This window comes from Salinimicrobium terrae DSM 17865 (assembly GCF_000424665.1).
Lineage (GTDB): Bacteria > Bacteroidota > Bacteroidia > Flavobacteriales > Flavobacteriaceae > Salinimicrobium > Salinimicrobium terrae.
In genome coordinates this window covers 60,567-77,787 of the sequence record NZ_AUKI01000017.1, presented here as the reverse complement: position 1 = coordinate 77,787, position 17,221 = coordinate 60,567, and the positions used below count along the sequence as shown (strand labels likewise).

14 protein-coding genes and 1 tRNA gene are annotated in these 17,221 nt (G+C 38.6%); 6 read left to right on the top strand and 9 right to left on the bottom strand.

Annotated features, from left to right (window positions below; genetic code table 11):
* Window positions 1-73 precede the first annotated feature (73 nt).
* Together folB and H148_RS0107650 are read left to right on the top strand one after the other, a co-directional pair.
* Window positions 74-430, top strand: coding sequence for a dihydroneopterin aldolase (gene folB / locus H148_RS0107655; protein ID WP_029034276.1), 357 nt, complete (start codon window positions 74-76; stop codon window positions 428-430).
* Between the two features lie 83 nt (window positions 431-513).
* Window positions 514-584, top strand: a tRNA-Cys gene (locus H148_RS0107650).
* A 395-nt stretch (window positions 585-979) separates the two neighbouring features.
* On the opposite strand, the gene H148_RS0107645 is transcribed toward H148_RS0107650, so the two are convergent.
* The 3 genes from H148_RS0107645 to rnr are packed head-to-tail and all read right to left on the bottom strand — an operon-like array spanning window position 980 to window position 4,593.
* Window positions 980-1,687, bottom strand: coding sequence for a LysE family translocator (locus tag H148_RS0107645; RefSeq protein ID WP_029034275.1), 708 nt, complete (start codon window positions 1,685-1,687; stop codon window positions 980-982).
* Between the two features lie 40 nt (window positions 1,688-1,727).
* Window positions 1,728-2,411 (bottom strand): head GIN domain-containing protein, encoded by a 684-nt coding sequence (locus H148_RS0107640; RefSeq protein ID WP_083961610.1) that lies wholly within the window; start codon window positions 2,409-2,411, stop codon window positions 1,728-1,730.
* Entirely contained in the window at window positions 2,389-4,593 is a 2,205-nt protein-coding gene (rnr, locus tag H148_RS0107635) for a ribonuclease R (protein ID WP_029034273.1), read from the bottom strand. Before rnr ends, H148_RS0107640 begins: the two co-directional genes overlap by 23 nt.
* Window positions 4,594-4,952: 359 nt before the next feature.
* Between rnr and H148_RS0107630 the strand changes: the two genes are divergently transcribed.
* The 3 genes from H148_RS0107630 to H148_RS0107620 all read left to right on the top strand — a co-directional run bounded on the left by H148_RS0107630 (window position 4,953) and on the right by H148_RS0107620 (window position 6,588).
* A complete protein-coding gene (locus tag H148_RS0107630; RefSeq protein ID WP_029034272.1) occupies window positions 4,953-5,195 on the top strand; it encodes a DUF2007 domain-containing protein in 243 nt (80 codons plus the stop codon).
* 521 nt (window positions 5,196-5,716) lie between these two features.
* Window positions 5,717-6,148, top strand: coding sequence for an RpiB/LacA/LacB family sugar-phosphate isomerase (locus H148_RS0107625; RefSeq protein ID WP_029034271.1), 432 nt, complete (start codon window positions 5,717-5,719; stop codon window positions 6,146-6,148).
* Entirely contained in the window at window positions 6,148-6,588 is a 441-nt protein-coding gene (locus H148_RS0107620; protein WP_029034270.1) for a GNAT family N-acetyltransferase, read from the top strand. The genes H148_RS0107625 and H148_RS0107620 overlap by 1 nt, the downstream gene beginning before the upstream one ends.
* On the opposite strand, the gene H148_RS0107615 is transcribed toward H148_RS0107620, so the two are convergent.
* The 6 genes from H148_RS0107615 to H148_RS17470 all read right to left on the bottom strand — a co-directional run bounded on the left by H148_RS0107615 (window position 6,585) and on the right by H148_RS17470 (window position 14,952).
* A complete protein-coding gene (locus H148_RS0107615; RefSeq protein ID WP_029034269.1) occupies window positions 6,585-8,219 on the bottom strand; it encodes a S41 family peptidase in 1,635 nt (544 codons plus the stop codon). The two genes, H148_RS0107620 and H148_RS0107615, sit on opposite strands and share 4 nt — an antisense overlap.
* Window positions 8,200-8,598: a ribonuclease P protein component gene (locus H148_RS0107610; protein WP_029034268.1), complete on the bottom strand. Its 399-nt coding sequence runs from the start codon at window positions 8,596-8,598 to the stop codon at window positions 8,200-8,202. The genes H148_RS0107615 and H148_RS0107610 overlap by 20 nt, the downstream gene beginning before the upstream one ends.
* Before the next feature lie 148 nt (window positions 8,599-8,746).
* Window positions 8,747-10,579, bottom strand: a complete 1,833-nt coding sequence (locus H148_RS0107605; protein WP_029034267.1) for a M1 family metallopeptidase — start codon at window positions 10,577-10,579, stop codon at window positions 8,747-8,749.
* Window positions 10,580-10,583: 4 nt separating this feature from the next.
* Window positions 10,584-12,263 (bottom strand): S8 family serine peptidase, encoded by a 1,680-nt coding sequence (locus H148_RS0107600; protein ID WP_029034266.1) that lies wholly within the window; start codon window positions 12,261-12,263, stop codon window positions 10,584-10,586.
* Between the two features lie 10 nt (window positions 12,264-12,273).
* Window positions 12,274-13,134 (bottom strand): MBL fold metallo-hydrolase, encoded by an 861-nt coding sequence (locus H148_RS0107595; protein ID WP_029034265.1) that lies wholly within the window; start codon window positions 13,132-13,134, stop codon window positions 12,274-12,276.
* Window positions 13,135-13,167: 33 nt separating this feature from the next.
* Window positions 13,168-14,952 (bottom strand): cation:proton antiporter, encoded by a 1,785-nt coding sequence (locus tag H148_RS17470; RefSeq protein WP_051286300.1) that lies wholly within the window; start codon window positions 14,950-14,952, stop codon window positions 13,168-13,170.
* Between the two features lie 213 nt (window positions 14,953-15,165).
* Between H148_RS17470 and H148_RS0107585 the strand changes: the two genes are divergently transcribed.
* A complete protein-coding gene (locus H148_RS0107585; protein ID WP_029034264.1) occupies window positions 15,166-17,193 on the top strand; it encodes a cation:proton antiporter in 2,028 nt (675 codons plus the stop codon).
* Window positions 17,194-17,221: the final 28 nt, after the last annotated feature.

The following is a 17,221-nucleotide window of genomic DNA, read 5'->3' as shown; positions in this document are numbered from 1 at the left end:
AAGAAAATAAACATCAATTCCGCCGCTAGATGCCTGTCTTCTGAATTGTTCCTATCTTCGCAAAAAATTAGTTTTGGGAAGTATAAAGCTGAGAAACATAAAAGTTTTCGCCTATCATGGATGCCTGAAGGAAGAGGAGCAGATAGGCAGTGATTACAGAGTGGACCTTAAAGTGAACGGAGATCTTTCACTTTCTGCGAAAACCGATGCTCTAAAAGACACTATTGATTACGTGCATTTAAACAAGATCGTGAAGGAAGAAATGGCGATACGATCAAAATTACTGGAAACGGTGGCTGAGAGAATCCTTAATCGGGTTCTTGAGGAACTTATCATAGTGCAAAAGGTAACAGTTGATGTGTCAAAAATAAACCCTCCCATAGGTGGTAACGTAGCTATGGTCACCGTAAGAAGAAGTAAAAGCAGATAATTTCTTATAAATTGCCAAAGTAGGCGAAAAGGCAGGCCTATGAAAAAAGAAATTTTATTACATTTGCCTTCCGTAACAAAAACGGCATCGTGGCCGAGTGGCTAGGCAGAGCTCTGCAAAAGCTCGTACAGCGGTTCGAATCCGCTCGATGCCTCTCTAAAAGCTCCTTTTTTAAGGGGCTTTTTTATTTAAAAAGAATTTATAATAATTTACTAACGGCGTACAGCGGTTCTCCCGAAGCATCGTGACGCTCGATGCCTCTCTAAAAGCTCCTTTTTTAAAGGGCGTTTTTGTCTTTAACAAAGGAAGAAGGTTTCAGAGGCAAGACTGGATTATTAAAGTCAAAGACTTCCTTTTTCTTTTGAGTTTATTTTAAAATCTTATTTGGCATTATATTATAGGTCGGAAATTCGAAGTTACCTCTTCAAAATGCCATATTAGGAAAGTATTTTTGGTCATTCGCCCATTGGTAAATTTCCTTTGGAATTTGGTGCTTGATTTTTTGAAGTTTCCCTAATTACCTCTCAAAAATACCATTTTTGGATTCTTTTATTCTAAGTATTGAATATAAGCACCAGATTCAGGTGTAATGTTATCAATCTGATCCTGGATTTGGTTCATTTCCTGTGGAACGAGGCCCTGAGCAACTAAAAATACACCAAATACTATTAGAATTATACTAATTATCTTTTTGATATTATAAATGCGGTCGGGAGTAAGCTTTTGGTTAAGCTTTTTAGCCGCCAGGATCTTAAAAATATCAATTATGATGTACGTCCCCAGGACAGTTCCAAAGAAGACGACCATTCTGTTGGTTTCCATTTCCAATTGAGGACCAAAAACAATAATAAGTCCCAACCAAAACCCAAGAACCCCGATGTTAATAAAGTTAAGCAGGAATCCTTTGACTGCCAGTCCCAAGTAATCTCTTTTGTTGAGTTTCTGGATTTCAGGAACTTCTTCGTGCGGTAAAATCTTTTTATTCTGCACAAATTGAATGATTCCGTAGGTAATCAAAATACCTCCTCCAAAAATGAAAAGCGCCGGATCATCCTTGATCCTGTTCAATAGTTTTGTGGTACTTAAATAAGCTACTATAAGAAAAACAATATCAGCAAAAACAACTCCGAGATCAAATGAGATTGCAGCTCTAAAACCTTTAATAGCAGCGGTTTCCAGGAGTACGAAAAATACCGGCCCCAGTAAAAAAGCAAGAAAAAATCCTAAAGGTATTGCAGCCAGTATATCCTGAAACATTCAGCTCTTTTAGTTTCACAAAGATAGGATTTTACTTTACTTACAAAATTCTACCGCCCAGGCTGGTCTTTTTATCAACTTCGGCAGGTCTACCAAAGATCTCTACAGTTCCGCCAAGCCTGGCAGTGGCCTTTACATATTCTGTGGCATAAACTTCTCCTTTACCAGCAGTACCCGCACTAACTTCAGTTACTTCAGTACGTAAGTTTTTTCCGTAGTAATGTCCCCCGGTGTTAATTTCAACCACCTGTTCTTCAGCTTCTCCTTCAATGGTTATTCTTCCCCCGGTAATAGATTTTGAATTGATTTTACGGCCTTTCACCCTGCCAAGTATAACAGCACCCTCCTGCACCCGGAAAGTTAATTCTTCACCCCTTAATTCGTCCGTAATTTCAATAATAGAAGCTTGATTGGCATCTATTGTATTTAAATCTTTGGTGTACAAAGTGATTAGAGTGTTATTTTCTGACCAGATATTGTCGAGAGAGAGCCTTATTTCAAGTCGGTCTCCATCAATTTCATACTTCACATCATTTTTACTGTGTCCAGTGATCACGATGCGGTTTTCGGTAGAGGGAATGATTTCCACTTCCACTGCATTAAATGTTTTTAACTCTGAAAAGCTTTCCAGATCCTCCTCTACATCCTGCGCTTTGGCAGAAATTGCTATGAAAATAAATAAACAGGTAAAAAGGGTTCTACTAATTTTGATTTTCGACATCATCTTTGCTTCCAATTAAATTAAAGTCCAAATGCCTTTTAACAAGATCGGCATTTTTAACTGTGACATAAACCTCGTCACCTAACTGGTAAACCTTTTTTGTTTTACGGCCAATGATAGCATATTGTTCGGGATCAAAATCAAAGTGATCCATTCTTATATCACGCAGCCTCACCATGCCCTCACATTTATTGGCAATGATTTCAACATAGATTCCCCACTCGGTAACACCTGAAATAACGCCGAGGAATTCTTCATCATTGTGTTCCTGCATAAATTTAATTTGCATGTACTTGATAGAATCCCGTTCGGCACTTGTGGCCAAACCTTCCATATTACTACTGTGCTGGCATTTAGCCTCGTACTCCTCCTCGGGAGCAGATTTACCCTGATCAAGGTAATGCTGTAGTAATCTATGGACCATAACATCTGGATATCTCCTTATTGGTGAGGTAAAATGAGAATAATGACTAAAGGCGAGCCCGTAATGACCAATATTGTCTGTGCTGTAGTAGGCCTTACTCATCGTTCTAATGGTAAGGGTGTCAATAAGATTCTGTTCCTTCTTTCCCTGGACATCGCTCAATAAATTATTAAGAGATTGAGATATTTGTTTTTGATCTTTCAGATTCAATTTATGTCCAAACTTGCTTACTAAAGATTGCAGAGCATTCAACTTCTCGGTATCCGGTTCATCGTGGCAGCGGTAAACAAAAGTCTTTTTAGGCTTCTGTTTCCCAATGAATTCAGCTACTTTTTTGTTGGCGAGCAACATAAATTCCTCAATAAGTTTATTAGCTTCCTTTGAAGTTTTAAAGAAAACACCGATGGGTTCATTTTTCTCATCCAGCTCAAATTTAACCTCTACCTTATCAAATGAAATTGCTCCTTCGCCCATCCTCTTTTTCCGCATTATTTCAGCGATTTCGTTCATCTTAAGAATAGCTGTAACTATTGCATCATCTGTTCTATAGCTTTTGCCAGTTATTGAGATATCTTCAGGAATATCGCCACCTGTAGTTTCAATGACATATTGTGCTTCTTCATAAGCAAATCGTGCATCGGAATAGGTGACAGTTTTACCAAACCATTGATCTTTAACCTCCCCTTTTCCGTTCATTTCAAAAACTGCAGAAAAAGTGTATTTTTCCTCATTCGGTCTTAGTGAACAGGCATTGTTGGAAAGAATTTCGGGCAACATAGGTACCACCCGATCAACTAAATAAACCGAGGTGGCCCGGTTAAAAGCTTCTTCATCAAGAATAGTTCCCGGCTTCACATAATGGGAAACATCGGCAATGTGAATCCCGATTTCATAATTACCATTTTCCAGTTCACGGAAACTTAAGGCATCATCAAAATCTTTGGCATCTTTTGGATCTATGGTGAAAGTCAAGACTTCCCGCATATCCCGTCTATTTTTTATTTCAGTTTCCTGAATGCTGGTATCTATTCCCTGTGCAAAATTTTCCACTTCCTGCGGAAATTCATGCGGTAAACCATATTGGGCTAAAATTGAATGAATCTCGGTATTATGTTCTCCCGGCTTACCCAAAACCTGGACAATACGGCCGAAAGGTGAATCTGCCTTTTCGGGCCATTCTTCCATTTCGACTACCACTTTATCACCATTTTTAGCTTCCCCGATCTTATTTTTCTGAACAAAAATATCGGTGTACATTTTTCCATCCTGAATGGCAACAAATCCGAAATTTTCCTGAAGTTGTAGTACGCCTACAAACTGGGTTTTCTTTCTGGTAAGAATATTTGTAATCTCTCCTTCAGATTTTTTATTTCGCCGTCTTTTATAAACATATATTTCAACTTCGTCGCCATCAAAAGCTTTGTTGATATTGTTGGAAGGAATAAATACATCTTCATTTAGTTCCTCTACTACCACATAACCACTACCTTTTGCTGTCATGTCTAAAAATCCCCGGTAGCGGTCTACACTGGCATTAAGACGGAACCTTCCTTTATCAATTTCTTCGATTTTCTTTTTGGCGGCGAGCTGAGAAAGAGTGCGAATGATCTTATTCCTATTGGTAGGATCATCCACTCCCATTTTTGCAGCAATTTGTTTGTAATTAAAATCCTTTCCCGATTCCTTGCGCATAATGCCGAGGATATTTTGGGTAAAACTTTCGGAATTGGTTGATTTGTTCTTTTTATTCTGTTTACTCATTTCTAAAATTAAGCTATAAAATTAAGCCTTATAATTAACATCTACCTGAAATCAGAAGTTTTTCCCATTTTCATAGCTTATTCTTTACCATAAGTTCATTTTTTAATAAGAAAAAATTAACATTAAAATCTCATTAATCTTAAAATTATATTAATTTTGTTCATAATCATCACAGAGCTACAACATGAGTAAATCAACCAGAATTACAATTATTTTCGTTTTGATTTTCGTCGTTGGGATACTAACTCTTGTAGCCTCTATAAATAAATCACTTAATAATCCGGACTCTTCATCTTTACCGGTAGATACTTCTTCTTTTTCAATCTAAAATATAGTATCTTAATAGCAAGCTTTTTGCTATGGAAAAATTTATCACTCTTGCAATTTTTACTTACCCTCACGAATATCAGGTTCTAAAGCTTTTACTGGAACAGGAACAAATTCAATATTTTTTTCAAAATGAGACAATGATTGGGGTATTCCCTTTTTATTCCAACGCCCTGGGGGGAATTCATTTAAAAGTACATCGTCTTGATATTACAAGGGCGCAGGAAATCCTGGACAGTTTTAATGATCATTCAGCACCCCTTAAGATCGTATAGTTGTCAACAGTTATATTATATATTTCTTTTTCTTTCTTTTTTAAAAAATTAAAATGTTGGAGTATTATAGTCTGTTGATATGTACAATAACTTTTTTGAATCTTTTTTGGAAAATAAGTTAGAAGTATACAGGTAACAACTTATGAACAGCAGCAGATGATCTTAAGGCCTTGATTAATACTGAAAGTTTTGTTTTTCTTAACAACTGTTCATAAGAAAATGTGAATACCAGGATTTAATAACTTAACCATTTTTTAATGTGTAGAACTGAAAAAATGGTGCTGAAAACTTTGTCTAAAAAAGTGAATTAATTATTTCTCTGTGTCGGGAATTCTTTGCTATTGGTAATTTTAGGCATATTACCAAATTTGATTTTGATTTTTTTAATCTCATTTATGAACAAAATATCAACTTTAGTAAAACCTTAATTTTAAAGGTATTGTAACATTTAATTAACAAAGACTAAAATAGAAGTTAATAAGCCAAATTTCTACCTTTGTAGCTCAATATAAAGTCGAGTTATGAAAATATCCATTGGTAATGATCACGCCGGTACTACTTATAAAAAAGCTGTAGTTGATTATCTTAAATCCCGGAACATAGAAGTGACCAATCACGGAACCGACAGTGAAGAAAGTGTTGATTATGCAGATTTCGTTCATCCTGTTGCAGAAGATGTGGTTAACAAAAGATCAGATTTTGGTATTATCATCTGTGGTAGTGGCAATGGTGCCAATATGACGGCGAATAAACATCAGCCCGTTCGTTCTGCTCTTTGCTGGACCAAAGAGATCGCTTCCCTGGCAAGAGAACATAATGATGCCAATATTTTAAGTATTCCTGCGCGATATACCTCAAAAGAACAGGCTGTAGAAATGGTGCAGGTCTTCCTTGATACTCAATTTGCCGGTGGTCGCCATAGCCGTCGTGTTGAAAAGATCGCTTGTAATTAATGCAGATAAAAATATCCACTTTTGAAGAATTAAATCTTAAGGAACTATACAAGGTACTTCAGCTTAGGGCGGAAGTTTTTGTAGTAGAACAGGATTGTGTTTATCAGGATATAGATGGAAAGGACGAAAAAGCCCTTCATATATTAGGATTTGAAGATGATGAATTAGTTGCCTACACCAGAATTTTTCCTCCCGGGATCTACTTCAGTGAAGCAGCTATAGGCCGGGTGGTGGTAAAGGAGGGACATAGAAAGAAAAACTACGGTCACGAGATATTAAAAGCTTCAATAAGAGCTGTAGAAGAAAAATTCCATACTCAAAAGATTAAATTATCTGCACAAACATATCTCACGACCTTTTACGAAAGCCATGGTTTTGAACAGATTGGTGAAGGATACCTGGAAGATGGGATTCCTCACATCGCCATGGTAAAAAATTAACCTTTAAGGATTCCCTGATACCGGTCCTTGTTCTGCAAAATTTCTTTAGCTTTTAATATTTCAGGATTTTGCTTTACGTAATAATCATAAAGACCTTCCTTATAGAAATATCTTTTTATGATCTCTTCAGAAAGCAGACCTTTAATTTCAGCTTTTTTGGCAGTAAGAGCTTCTTCTTTTGACCTGGAAATAGTTTGTTTTATTTCATCAAAACCTGAAGATAAATTCTGTTGATAACCATCTTTCTCGGCTGCAGAAATTACATCTTCCAGTTCCTTTTCTGTGGCGGTCTTATATTCAAACCCTGAAGTGTCCAAATATCTGAGGAATTCAGAATAATCCTTTTCTGTTAAATTAAATTCTTCTGGAGAATTTAAATCGTGAGTGTAATAATATTTTGTAGCATAGTCAAAAATGGCATTTTCCTGCAGTATTGCATTGGTGATGTCACTAAATTCTGATGTTTCCAGTTTTACATCGGGTGAGATACCTCCACCGTCATAGACTTTTCTGCCATTACGGGTTTCAAATTCATTATAATCACTCGCAGTATAACGCACAGCATTTCCATCCTCATCACGCTTTCGGTAATTAAGGGATTGAATACAACGACCGCTGGGGGTAAAATACCTTGATATAGTAACCTTCAACTGAGTGCCATAAGTAAGATCTTTAGGCCGTTGTACAAGACCTTTTCCAAAGCTTCGGGCACCAAGAATGACTGCCCGGTCAAGATCCTGCAGAGATCCTGCAACAATCTCACTGGCAGAAGCACTTCGGCCGTTTATTAAAATTGCAAGAGGAATTTCAGTATCAATTGCTTTGCGGGTTGTAGAGAACGTCTGATTGTACTTTTCAACTGCCGATTTTGTACTGGTAATCAATTCTCCTTCCGGCACAAAAATATTAGCAACATTAATAGCTTCAGAAAGTAAGCCTCCGGGATTGCCGCGAAGATCAAGAATGATCTTTTCAGCTCCTTCTTCTTTTAGATCTTTAAGAGCCTGGATAGTTTCTGCAGAAGCGTTACGGTTAAACTGGGACAAAACTATATAACCGGTTTTATCTTCAAGCAGCTTGTAATAAGGCACAGCTTTGATCTCCACTGCACCACGGGTAAGGGTGGTGGTTTCTGTCTGGCCATTACGTTTATAGGTTAATTCAACTGTACTGTTTGGAGCACCTTTTAGCAGTTCTCCCGCCCCTTCACTAAAATCGGCTATAGATACATTGCCTATTTTAATGATCTCATCTCCGGCTTTTAAACCGGCTTCATCTGCAGGATAGTCTTTATAAGGTTCTATAATGATAATTTTATCGGGTTTTATACCCACAGTGGCACCTATTCCTGTATATTCGCCGGCATTGTCTATTCTTGCTGCCTGTACCTCCTGTTCATTCCAATAGTGAGTGTATGGATCTAAATCTTCAAGCATTGAATTAATAGCCGTATCCATTAATTCTGCAGGATTGGTTTCATCAACATAATTCATGTTAAGTTCCTTGAAGAGTGTAGTAAATATCTCCAGTTGCTTTGCGATCTCGAAGAAATCTGCTTTATAACTAACGGTAGTAAAGAACAGCACGGGAATGGCTGCTAAAAATGCTATTTTAGAGAATGTCTTTTTCATGTTCCTTCATTTTTTCTTGCTCCACAAATCTTTTAAGAAGTTCCTCGCTGCTGCGGAAAAGCTCTGAATAACTCCAGATCTCACGACCTGTATAGATGAACATTATCGCATATTGACCGGGTAAATTATTGGTTACAAGATACTTATTTTTTCTATATGCTTCCCGCAATAGGCGTTTCAATTTGATCCTGTCTACCGCACGTTTAAAACTTCTCTTCGGAACGGATACTGCAACTTTATTTATTTTTTCGGGTGCCTTCTCCAGCGGAAGATAAATGAGACGCAAGGGATACTTTTTCACAGAATTACCTTCAGCAAATAATCTGTCAATTATAATCTTGCTCTTAAGCTTTTCCTTCTTTCCGAAGCTTTCATCCATGTGGTAAAATTATCATTTATAAATAAGTTTTTGGTAGGAAAAATGGAGATGACCTGAAACATTAAACTATTGAATACTATGGCGACCAGAACAGGACAATAAAAAAGCCCCTCCAAAAGAAGGGGCTCAAGAATGTCATTTTTAGAACCTATTGTTGTTCTTCAGAAAAAACATTGTTCTCCCTGTTGACATCGGCCATCATTTGACTTGGGTCGATTTCAATAGAGGAAATCTGTGATTTTGGCTTCTCAAGAGTAAAGGAATAGGTAGGATATGCCCATGCCCAATCTTCTTTTATCTGATCTTCCTCGAAACCTGGTTTTTCCCAGCGCATCATTTGTAAGGGAATGTAAATCTCTTCTGAAGTACCATCATTATAGGTGACTTTTACATCTATGGGCATTGGCATAACGCCATTTCTCGCAAGGATCACACGAGTATCATTGCCTGCATCTTCTACTGCCTGAATTCCATAATCTATAGTGTTCGTGGTTCGAGTCCAATCGGTTAGATACCAATCGAGTTCTGCACCTGTAACTTTTTCGGCCACTCTTATAAAATCATTTGGAGTTGGATGTTTAAATTTCCATTCATCATAGTACCTCTTTAGGGTTTTTTCCAAATTCTCTTCTCCAATTATATAACCCAGTTGGGAAAGAAAGACTGCACCTTTGGAATAAGCTGAAGCGCCATACGCTGCGTTATAAGTGTACCTGTCGGCATGAGTGGTTTGAGGTTGCTCTACTCCTGAACCTGCCAGTCTAAAATAACTTCTGTAAGATCCAGTATGAGGATTTTCTTCATTCATATCCATTACTTCATTCATGGCAAGATCTGCAATGTAACTTGTAAATCCTTCGTCCATCCATTCATGCTTACTTTCATTAGTCGCTAATAAATGCTGAAACCATGCATGTGCCAATTCATGAGCGGTCACTCCTACCAGGCTTCCAAAGTTTCTTTCTCCTGTAATGAGCGTTAGCATAGCATACTCCATTCCGCCGTCACCTCCCTGGATAACAGAGTATTGAGGCCAAGGATAAGGGCCAATCTTTTCGTTAAAGTACAGGAGTAGCTCTTCAGTCTTCGGCTGAAGGTTTTTCCAGTTTTCCAATATTTCCGGATTGTCTTTGTAAAGGAAGTGCAGCACGGTACCATCAGGTGCTGTGCGCTTGTCATGAATATATTCGGGATCTGCAGCCCAGGCATAATCAATAACATCCTCGGCTATAAAGTGCCATGTAAGTTTGTCTCCTCTTTTGCGGTTTACCTTCACGCCTTCATCTTCATAACCGTAACCAATTTCATTGGCATTTTGAAGCACTCCGGATGCTCCGAGAATATAATCCCTGTCTATGTTGATTTTTACATCATAATCTCCCCATACTCCATGCCATTCGCGGCCTATATAAGGATCTGCATGCCAGCCTTCAAAATCATATTCGGCTATTTTGGGATACCACTGGACCATGGAAAGTGCTACGCCTTCACTACTATTCCTTCCTGCCCGGCGAATTTGCTCCGGAACCTGACCTGCAAATTTCATTTCAAAATTTACAGTTTCACCCGGTAGAATTGGCTCATCAAGGTCTACTTCGAGTACAGTTCCTACTTCTTCAAATTCAAGAGAATTCCCGTTTTTGGTAAGGGTATTTACCCGAAGATATCCCTGCTGTGCCGGAGTAAGGTTAGAAATTCTATCCCCTACTCTAGAATCAGGATCAGCAATGGTACGTGATCTCACATCCATTTCACTTCCCGGCTGGAAAGCATTATAAAACAAATGAAAGAAGACTCTCTTCAGAGTATCCGGGGAATTGTTGGTATATTCCAGTTCCTGATCCCCGGTGTACTGGAAATTTTCAACATTCATATCCACGTTCATTTCGTAATTGGCCTCCTGTTGCCAGTAGGACGTGTTATTTTGGGCAGTTACTGTCAGACATGTAAAAAATGCCAGTGTTATTATTCCTTTCTTCATAATCTTAGTTTGAAATTTTATCAGCCATTATAAGTGCGTTATACAGATTTGCCATTTTTCCTGAAGTTGATAATTCGCTGAACTTTATTGTATTTGAAGGGTCTCCCCCAATGATCACAGTTGCATTACTTGTAAGTCCGCTCTCCATAATAACTCTTTTTACCTGCTCATCTGAAAGTTTTGGGTAATAGGAGCGAATCATAGCTGCAACTCCTGCAACTGCGGGTGCTGCCATGGATGTTCCCTGTAAAAATTCGTACTCATTATTTGGCGTTGTAGACCAGATCTTGGTTCCCGGTGCAAAAACGTCCACATTAGTTTTACCAAAGTTGGAGAAACCTGCCACCAACCCAGATCCATACTCATAATTAAGAGCTCCAACTGTTAGGAAGTTTTCTGAAATTTCATTCGGATTTTCAGGATCCTGATCATTTGGAAAAACAGCTTTTTGATCAAGATTTAGTCCTTCATTTCCGGCTGCATTTACTATCAAGACGTCATTTTCATCTGCATATCGAATTGCATCTCTTACCCATTCGGGGTGAGTAGAAAAATATTTTCCAAAGCTGGTGTTAATGATGCTTGCACCATTATCTACTGCATAACGAATAGCCAGGGCAATATCTTTGTCGTATTCGTCACCGTCAGGCACGGCTCTAATTGCCATAATCTCCACATTATTGGCAACTCCGTTAATTCCCATATTGTTCTCTCTTTCCGCAGCAATTATTCCTGCTACGTGCGTTCCGTGTTTGATATCCTCCTTGTCTGGAGTAGGACCCATCACGTTATTATTTCCGTAGTCGGTATCTGTAATGTCATCAACATCATCACCCACTACTGCCCTGGCATCAAGGTTAAGATTGAAATGAGAAGAAAGACGACCGTCAAAATAGTCTATAGCTTCCTGCAACTGCGTTATAGCCTCCGGGATTGTCCCTTCCACATTGCTCATCACCTGACTTAGGAAACCTTTATACTGCTGCATTTCCTCTGTATTTGCAGGCATTTCTCGTAATTCCTCTAAAGTGTAATCTTCTTTCCCCAGTTGGGTAGAAACAGCATCGTGAGACAATTTTAATTGCTGTACAATTCCTTCATATTGGTTTTTCATACCAAGAGTCTCATTATACTCTTTTTCATACTCGGCCTTTGCTTCAAGGTACCGCTCAAATTCCTCACGGTCTTCTGGCTTTACGGCACTTGTAGGTATGCTACCGTATTTTGGTTTTAGTTTTTTATAGATTCGGGTATACTCAAGGTTTTCCTCCACTACATCTCCTAAGAAATTCCATCCATAGATATCATCTACATAGCCATTGTTATCGTCATCCCGGTTGTTATTCGGCTTTTCATCGTCATTGATCCATATTACTCCATCAAGATCTTCATGCTCAATATCAACTCCACTGTCGATGACTGCTACAATTACTTTTTTTCCTTTATTATTTTTTATGATTTCGTTGTAAGCCTTTTGAACACTCATTCCCGGAATAGTATCTGAAACAAGATCGGCACCTCCCCAACCCTGAAGTTCTACTTCGGTAAGTTCATCCACTTTGAGTGGCATCTCATCAATATTTTCAATAGGGGTAGAAACAATTGCGGGAGCCGAGCTTCCACAGGATGCCATTGCAGCTGCCAATCCGGCTATTAGCAAAGGCCTGTAAATAGGTATTTTCATAATTTTATTTCTAATTAAATATTTCATTAAATTTAAATACTTCGTTTAATCTTGGTCCTTTTTCTGTTTCCTCTAAAGTTATAAGCTTGTTGTGAGCATCGTGTTCCAGGAAAAGATAAAAATCTTCTTTTGAAGCCTTTTCTAGAAACGTTTTCTTTTCAGGAAGGGTAAGCAAAGGCCTTGTGTCATATCCCATTACAAATGGTAGCGGAATGTGTCCGGCGGTTGGCAAAAGATCGGCCATAAACACTAATGTTTTTCCTTGGTATTTAATGTGAGGGATCATTTGCTTGTCGGTGTGACCATCTACAAAAAGGATTCCAAAGTCCATTTCAGATGAATCCTGATAGGTTTCTCCCTGTCTTTTTATAAATTTTAGTTGCCCGCTTTCCTGCATTGGGAGGATATTTTCCTTTAGAAAAGAAGCTTTTTCTCTTGCATTGGGATTAGTTGCCCATTCCCAGTGCTCTTCATTGCTCCAAAAGGTTGCATTTTTGAATGCAGGTTCATAGCCTGTACGATCTTTATTCCATTGAATGCTTCCGCCACAATGATCAAAGTGCAGGTGAGTCATAAAAACATCTGTAATGTCTTCCCTGGAAAAACCCTTTTCCTTCAAAGACTTTTCAAGATTGTCATTTCCCCATTTATAATAGTACCCAAAGAATTTTTCACTTTGCTTATCTCCCATCCCTGTGTCTATGAGAATAAGCCGGTTTCCATCTTCTATAAGCAGACAGGTGGCGGCAATATCGATCATATTATTCGAATCGGCAGGATTTGTTTTGTTCCAGATAGATTTAGGTACAACACCAAACATGGCCCCTCCGTCCAATTTAAAATTACCGGCCTCAATTGTGTGTATTTTCATGAATTTAAAGTGATTTTAAAGTTCCTGATAAATTCATTGTAAATATATTATTTTTTCACCGGGGCTAATGGTATCGTGGTACTGGAATGGTCTTTTATGGCCTTCGGGATTTACAATTAATATAGGAAGGAATTCTTTATTCTGTTCTTTTTGTTCTTTCACCCACTGCCGGGTTGAAATTTCCTCTTCTACAAGTACTGTCTTCTCTATAGCCTCCCGAGTGGTAATTTTATAAACCCATGGTTCGAGTTTTGTCTTACCGGCAAACATTGAGGAAGCATCAATCCTGTCCAACAGGTCTACTCCCGCACCCGATTCTTTGGGGTCCATAAGAACAATTTTCTTAGGAATATAAAAAGAATCATTGGCCAGCTGTGCTGCTAATAGGTTGATTTCACTGTTTGCCGTAAGAGCAATAAAAGTTCCTTTATCTATAGCTTTAGCCTGCTCCATGGTCTCTTCTTTTAATATATTTCCGAAAACAGCACTTAAACCTTCTTTCTTCGCCAATTCTACCATATCCCTGTTTGCATCCACTAAGGTTACGTCATTTTCCTCCTTCAGGTGTTTGGCAAGGTAGATTCCGAGTGGATTTGCCCCCAGGATAAGAAAGCCTTTCCTGGATTCCTGATGGATAAGCTCACCTCTGGTTTTAAGCCATTTGGTGGTCCAGGTAAGAAATAGTGGTACAGTGAGGGTAGTAAAAATCGCCATGAATACCAGAATAGAAAAAATTTCGGGTGAAATTATTCCCATTTCCAGACCGATCCCGGCTATAATTATTTCAACAGCTCCCCTCCCATTCATTCCTGTTCCAACTGTGATCCCTTCCCGCCAGCCATAACCACTGGGAAGATAAAAAAGTGCCGTACCACCGATTTTTCCCACCATGGCAACTACGGTAACTGCAATTAACATCCAAAGGTTGGTCTGGAAGATTTCCAGAGTTACATTGAATCCTGCTGAAACAAAGAATATTGGAGCAAGGAATCCAATAGAAACATCGTGAAAAATATCATTGATTTCTTTGGAGATCTGCCTGTTGAAAACCCCATCTCTTATAAATAGTCCTGCCATAAATGCTCCAAGAATGCTGTGGAGACCTGCCAGTTCGGCGAGTTCAGCAAAACCAAAAACTATTATGAGGATTAGGGTGAAATGCAAAGTACGATCCTTAATTTTTGCCCGACTTAAAGTTTTACCCAGCAACGGGAGAAGATATATTCCCGCTACAGCAGTGAAAATAAAGAACAGGATGGCTTTACCGGCTACCCATATTAATCCCCAGGTATCGATATTTCCGGCATCTACGAAGCTCATAAGACCGGCAAAAATGATTAGAGCCAAAGTGTCGGATATCAGTGCTCCCGCCATTAGCACATAGGCAATTCTTGTATTTAGCAGCTTTAGATCCACCAGAATACGACTCTTTGTGGCCAGGGAGGTTACGCCCACCGCAATGGCTACGAATATGGCTGCCATTTGTGTTCCATCAAAGTAGATTATCGTGTAGTAACCCAGGGCAAAAGGCACAATAAACCCACCAATAGCTGCCAGTAGTCCCGGCCAGGACGCCTTTCCAAGGTCTCTGAAATTGATTTCCATTCCAATGTAAACCATGAGAAGAATAATCCCAACTTCGGCGAGTACACTTATCATTTCAGAAGTTTCCAGCATCCCCAATATGGCCGGACCTAGAATAATACCTATAACCAATTCTCCGAGAATGGCAGGATAACCCAATTTCTTTGCCGCAGCACCTCCAACCCATGCTCCTGCCAGAATAATGAGTAAATTAAGAATGTTAAATTCTTCCATAAACAACTGTATTTAGATAATATTTAGCGTTTAAAAATGACAGGTTTATATTTTGCATTTTGAACGGGTGCAGAAAATAGAAAAATTTTATAAAATCATGATATTATTATAGCCTGCATTTTCCCAAAAATCCCTTAAAAATAGCATTTTTAGTAGATTTCTATTTTCAGGCTCATATTATCTATTATTTTTAGCCTCTATATAACAAAAATTATGAATGACTTTCTGGAGATATTGCACCACGAATTTGAATTGCCGCTAACAAATCCTGTTCTGGTATTTTCCCTCATTCTTCTCATTATTCTTGTATCTCCCATTGTGTTGCGGAGGTTGAATATTCCGGGAATTATTATATTAATCGTGTCCGGGATAGTTATTGGCCCCTATGGGACAGGGATTCTGGAGCAGAATTCGGCCATAGATCTGTTTTCGACCATTGGGTTGTTGTACATAATGTTTATTGCCGGTCTTGAACTCGATATGAATCAATTCAAAGCTAATCGTAACAAAAGCTTTCTTTTTGGGTTCTTTACCTTTATTATTCCGTTGGGAATTGGTTTTCCGGTGTGTTTTTACCTGCTGAATTACGATTTTAATGCAAGTTTTTTGACTGCCAGTATGTTCGCCACTCATACCTTACTTACTTATCCTATTGTGAGTAAGCTGAAGGTGTCAAAAAATGAAGCTGTGGCTATTACAGTTGGAGGAACTATTCTTACAGACACTGCTGTACTTATAGTTCTTGCTGTTATTATGGGTAACCACGAGGGAACTTTGGATGCTGCTTTTTGGCAAAGGCTGGGAATTTCACTGGCTATTTTTTCCGCTATCCTATTTTGGGTTGTACCACGAATAGCAAAGTGGTTCTTCACCAAAATGGAGAATGAAAAACACTCACATTATATTTTTGTTCTTACCGTAGTTTTTATTGCTGCTTTTCTTGCCGAACTTGCGGGTGTAGAGCCTATAATTGGAGCCTTTCTTGCCGGTCTTGCCCTGAACAGATTGATCCCTCATTCTTCGGCTTTAATGAATCGAATTGAATTTATCGGGAATGCATTATTTATCCCTTTCTTCCTTATAAGTGTTGGAATGCTGGTGGATATAAGTGTCATTTTTAGTGGTCCTACCGCACTAATCGTGGCAGGGACATTAAGTGCTGTGGCCGTACTTGGTAAATGGCTTGCCTCTTTCTTCACCCAATTAACTTTTAAGTATTCAGCAGCACAGAGAAAGGTGATCTTTGGTTTAAGCAGCGGTCATGCCGCAGCCACTCTGGCGGTTATCATTGTGGGGTATAATGCAGGTATTATAGACGAAAATATCCTTAATGGAACTATAATCCTTATTCTGGTTACCTCCATTGTGGCTACTCTCGCCACCCAAAGAGCAGCTACAAAATTAAAGGTGGAAGTAGAAAAGAACATGACCTCCGAAGTACAAAAAACCGACTCCTTTAAAAATGAAACCATTCTTTTACCACTAGCGAACATCCTCAATTTCGATAAACTCCTGGAATTTGCTATTTTAATTAAAGACAAAACCTCACCAAACCCTATTTCCATATTATCTGTAGTTCCCAATAATGCCGAAGCCGAAGTTAATATCGCACGGGCTACCGGAAAGCTTGAAGATTTTGTTTCACAAGCATCTGCCGCCGAAGCCGAAGTTACTATTCATGCCACCATCGATCAAAATGTTGCCCAGGGAATTTCCAGAAAAGCCAAAGAAATTATTGCCGATCTTGTCATTTTTGGATGGCCCTCAGATAAAGGTTTAATGGACAAATTAATAGGAAAAAAGATGGAGCGCATTATCGCGGCCAACACTAAAACTTCCTTTATTACTCATTTTGGACAGCCTTTAGCTACACATAAAAGGATTTTTGCAGTAGTACCGGCACTTGCCGAGAAGGAGGCAGGTTTTCTGCTATGGCTAAAAAAGATAGACTTACTTTCAAAGGAACTCAGTGTACCTGTCCTTATCAACTGTAATGAAACAACTAAAACGGCGATTTCGGAAGAATTCAAAAAATTAAAGACCGATACTCCTGTCAATTACAAGATCTTTTCTGAATGGGATGATTTTCTTATTCTGGGGAGAGATATGCAGGAAGAGGATATTGTGATACTTGTATCTGCCCGAAAAGGTTCCCCATCCTATCAAAATATCCTGTCTTCTATTCCTGCAAAGCTTGAAAAGTATTTCTATGATAAGAGTCGTATCATAGTGTATCCTTAGAATCTTCGGAAGAAATTAGTGGTAATAC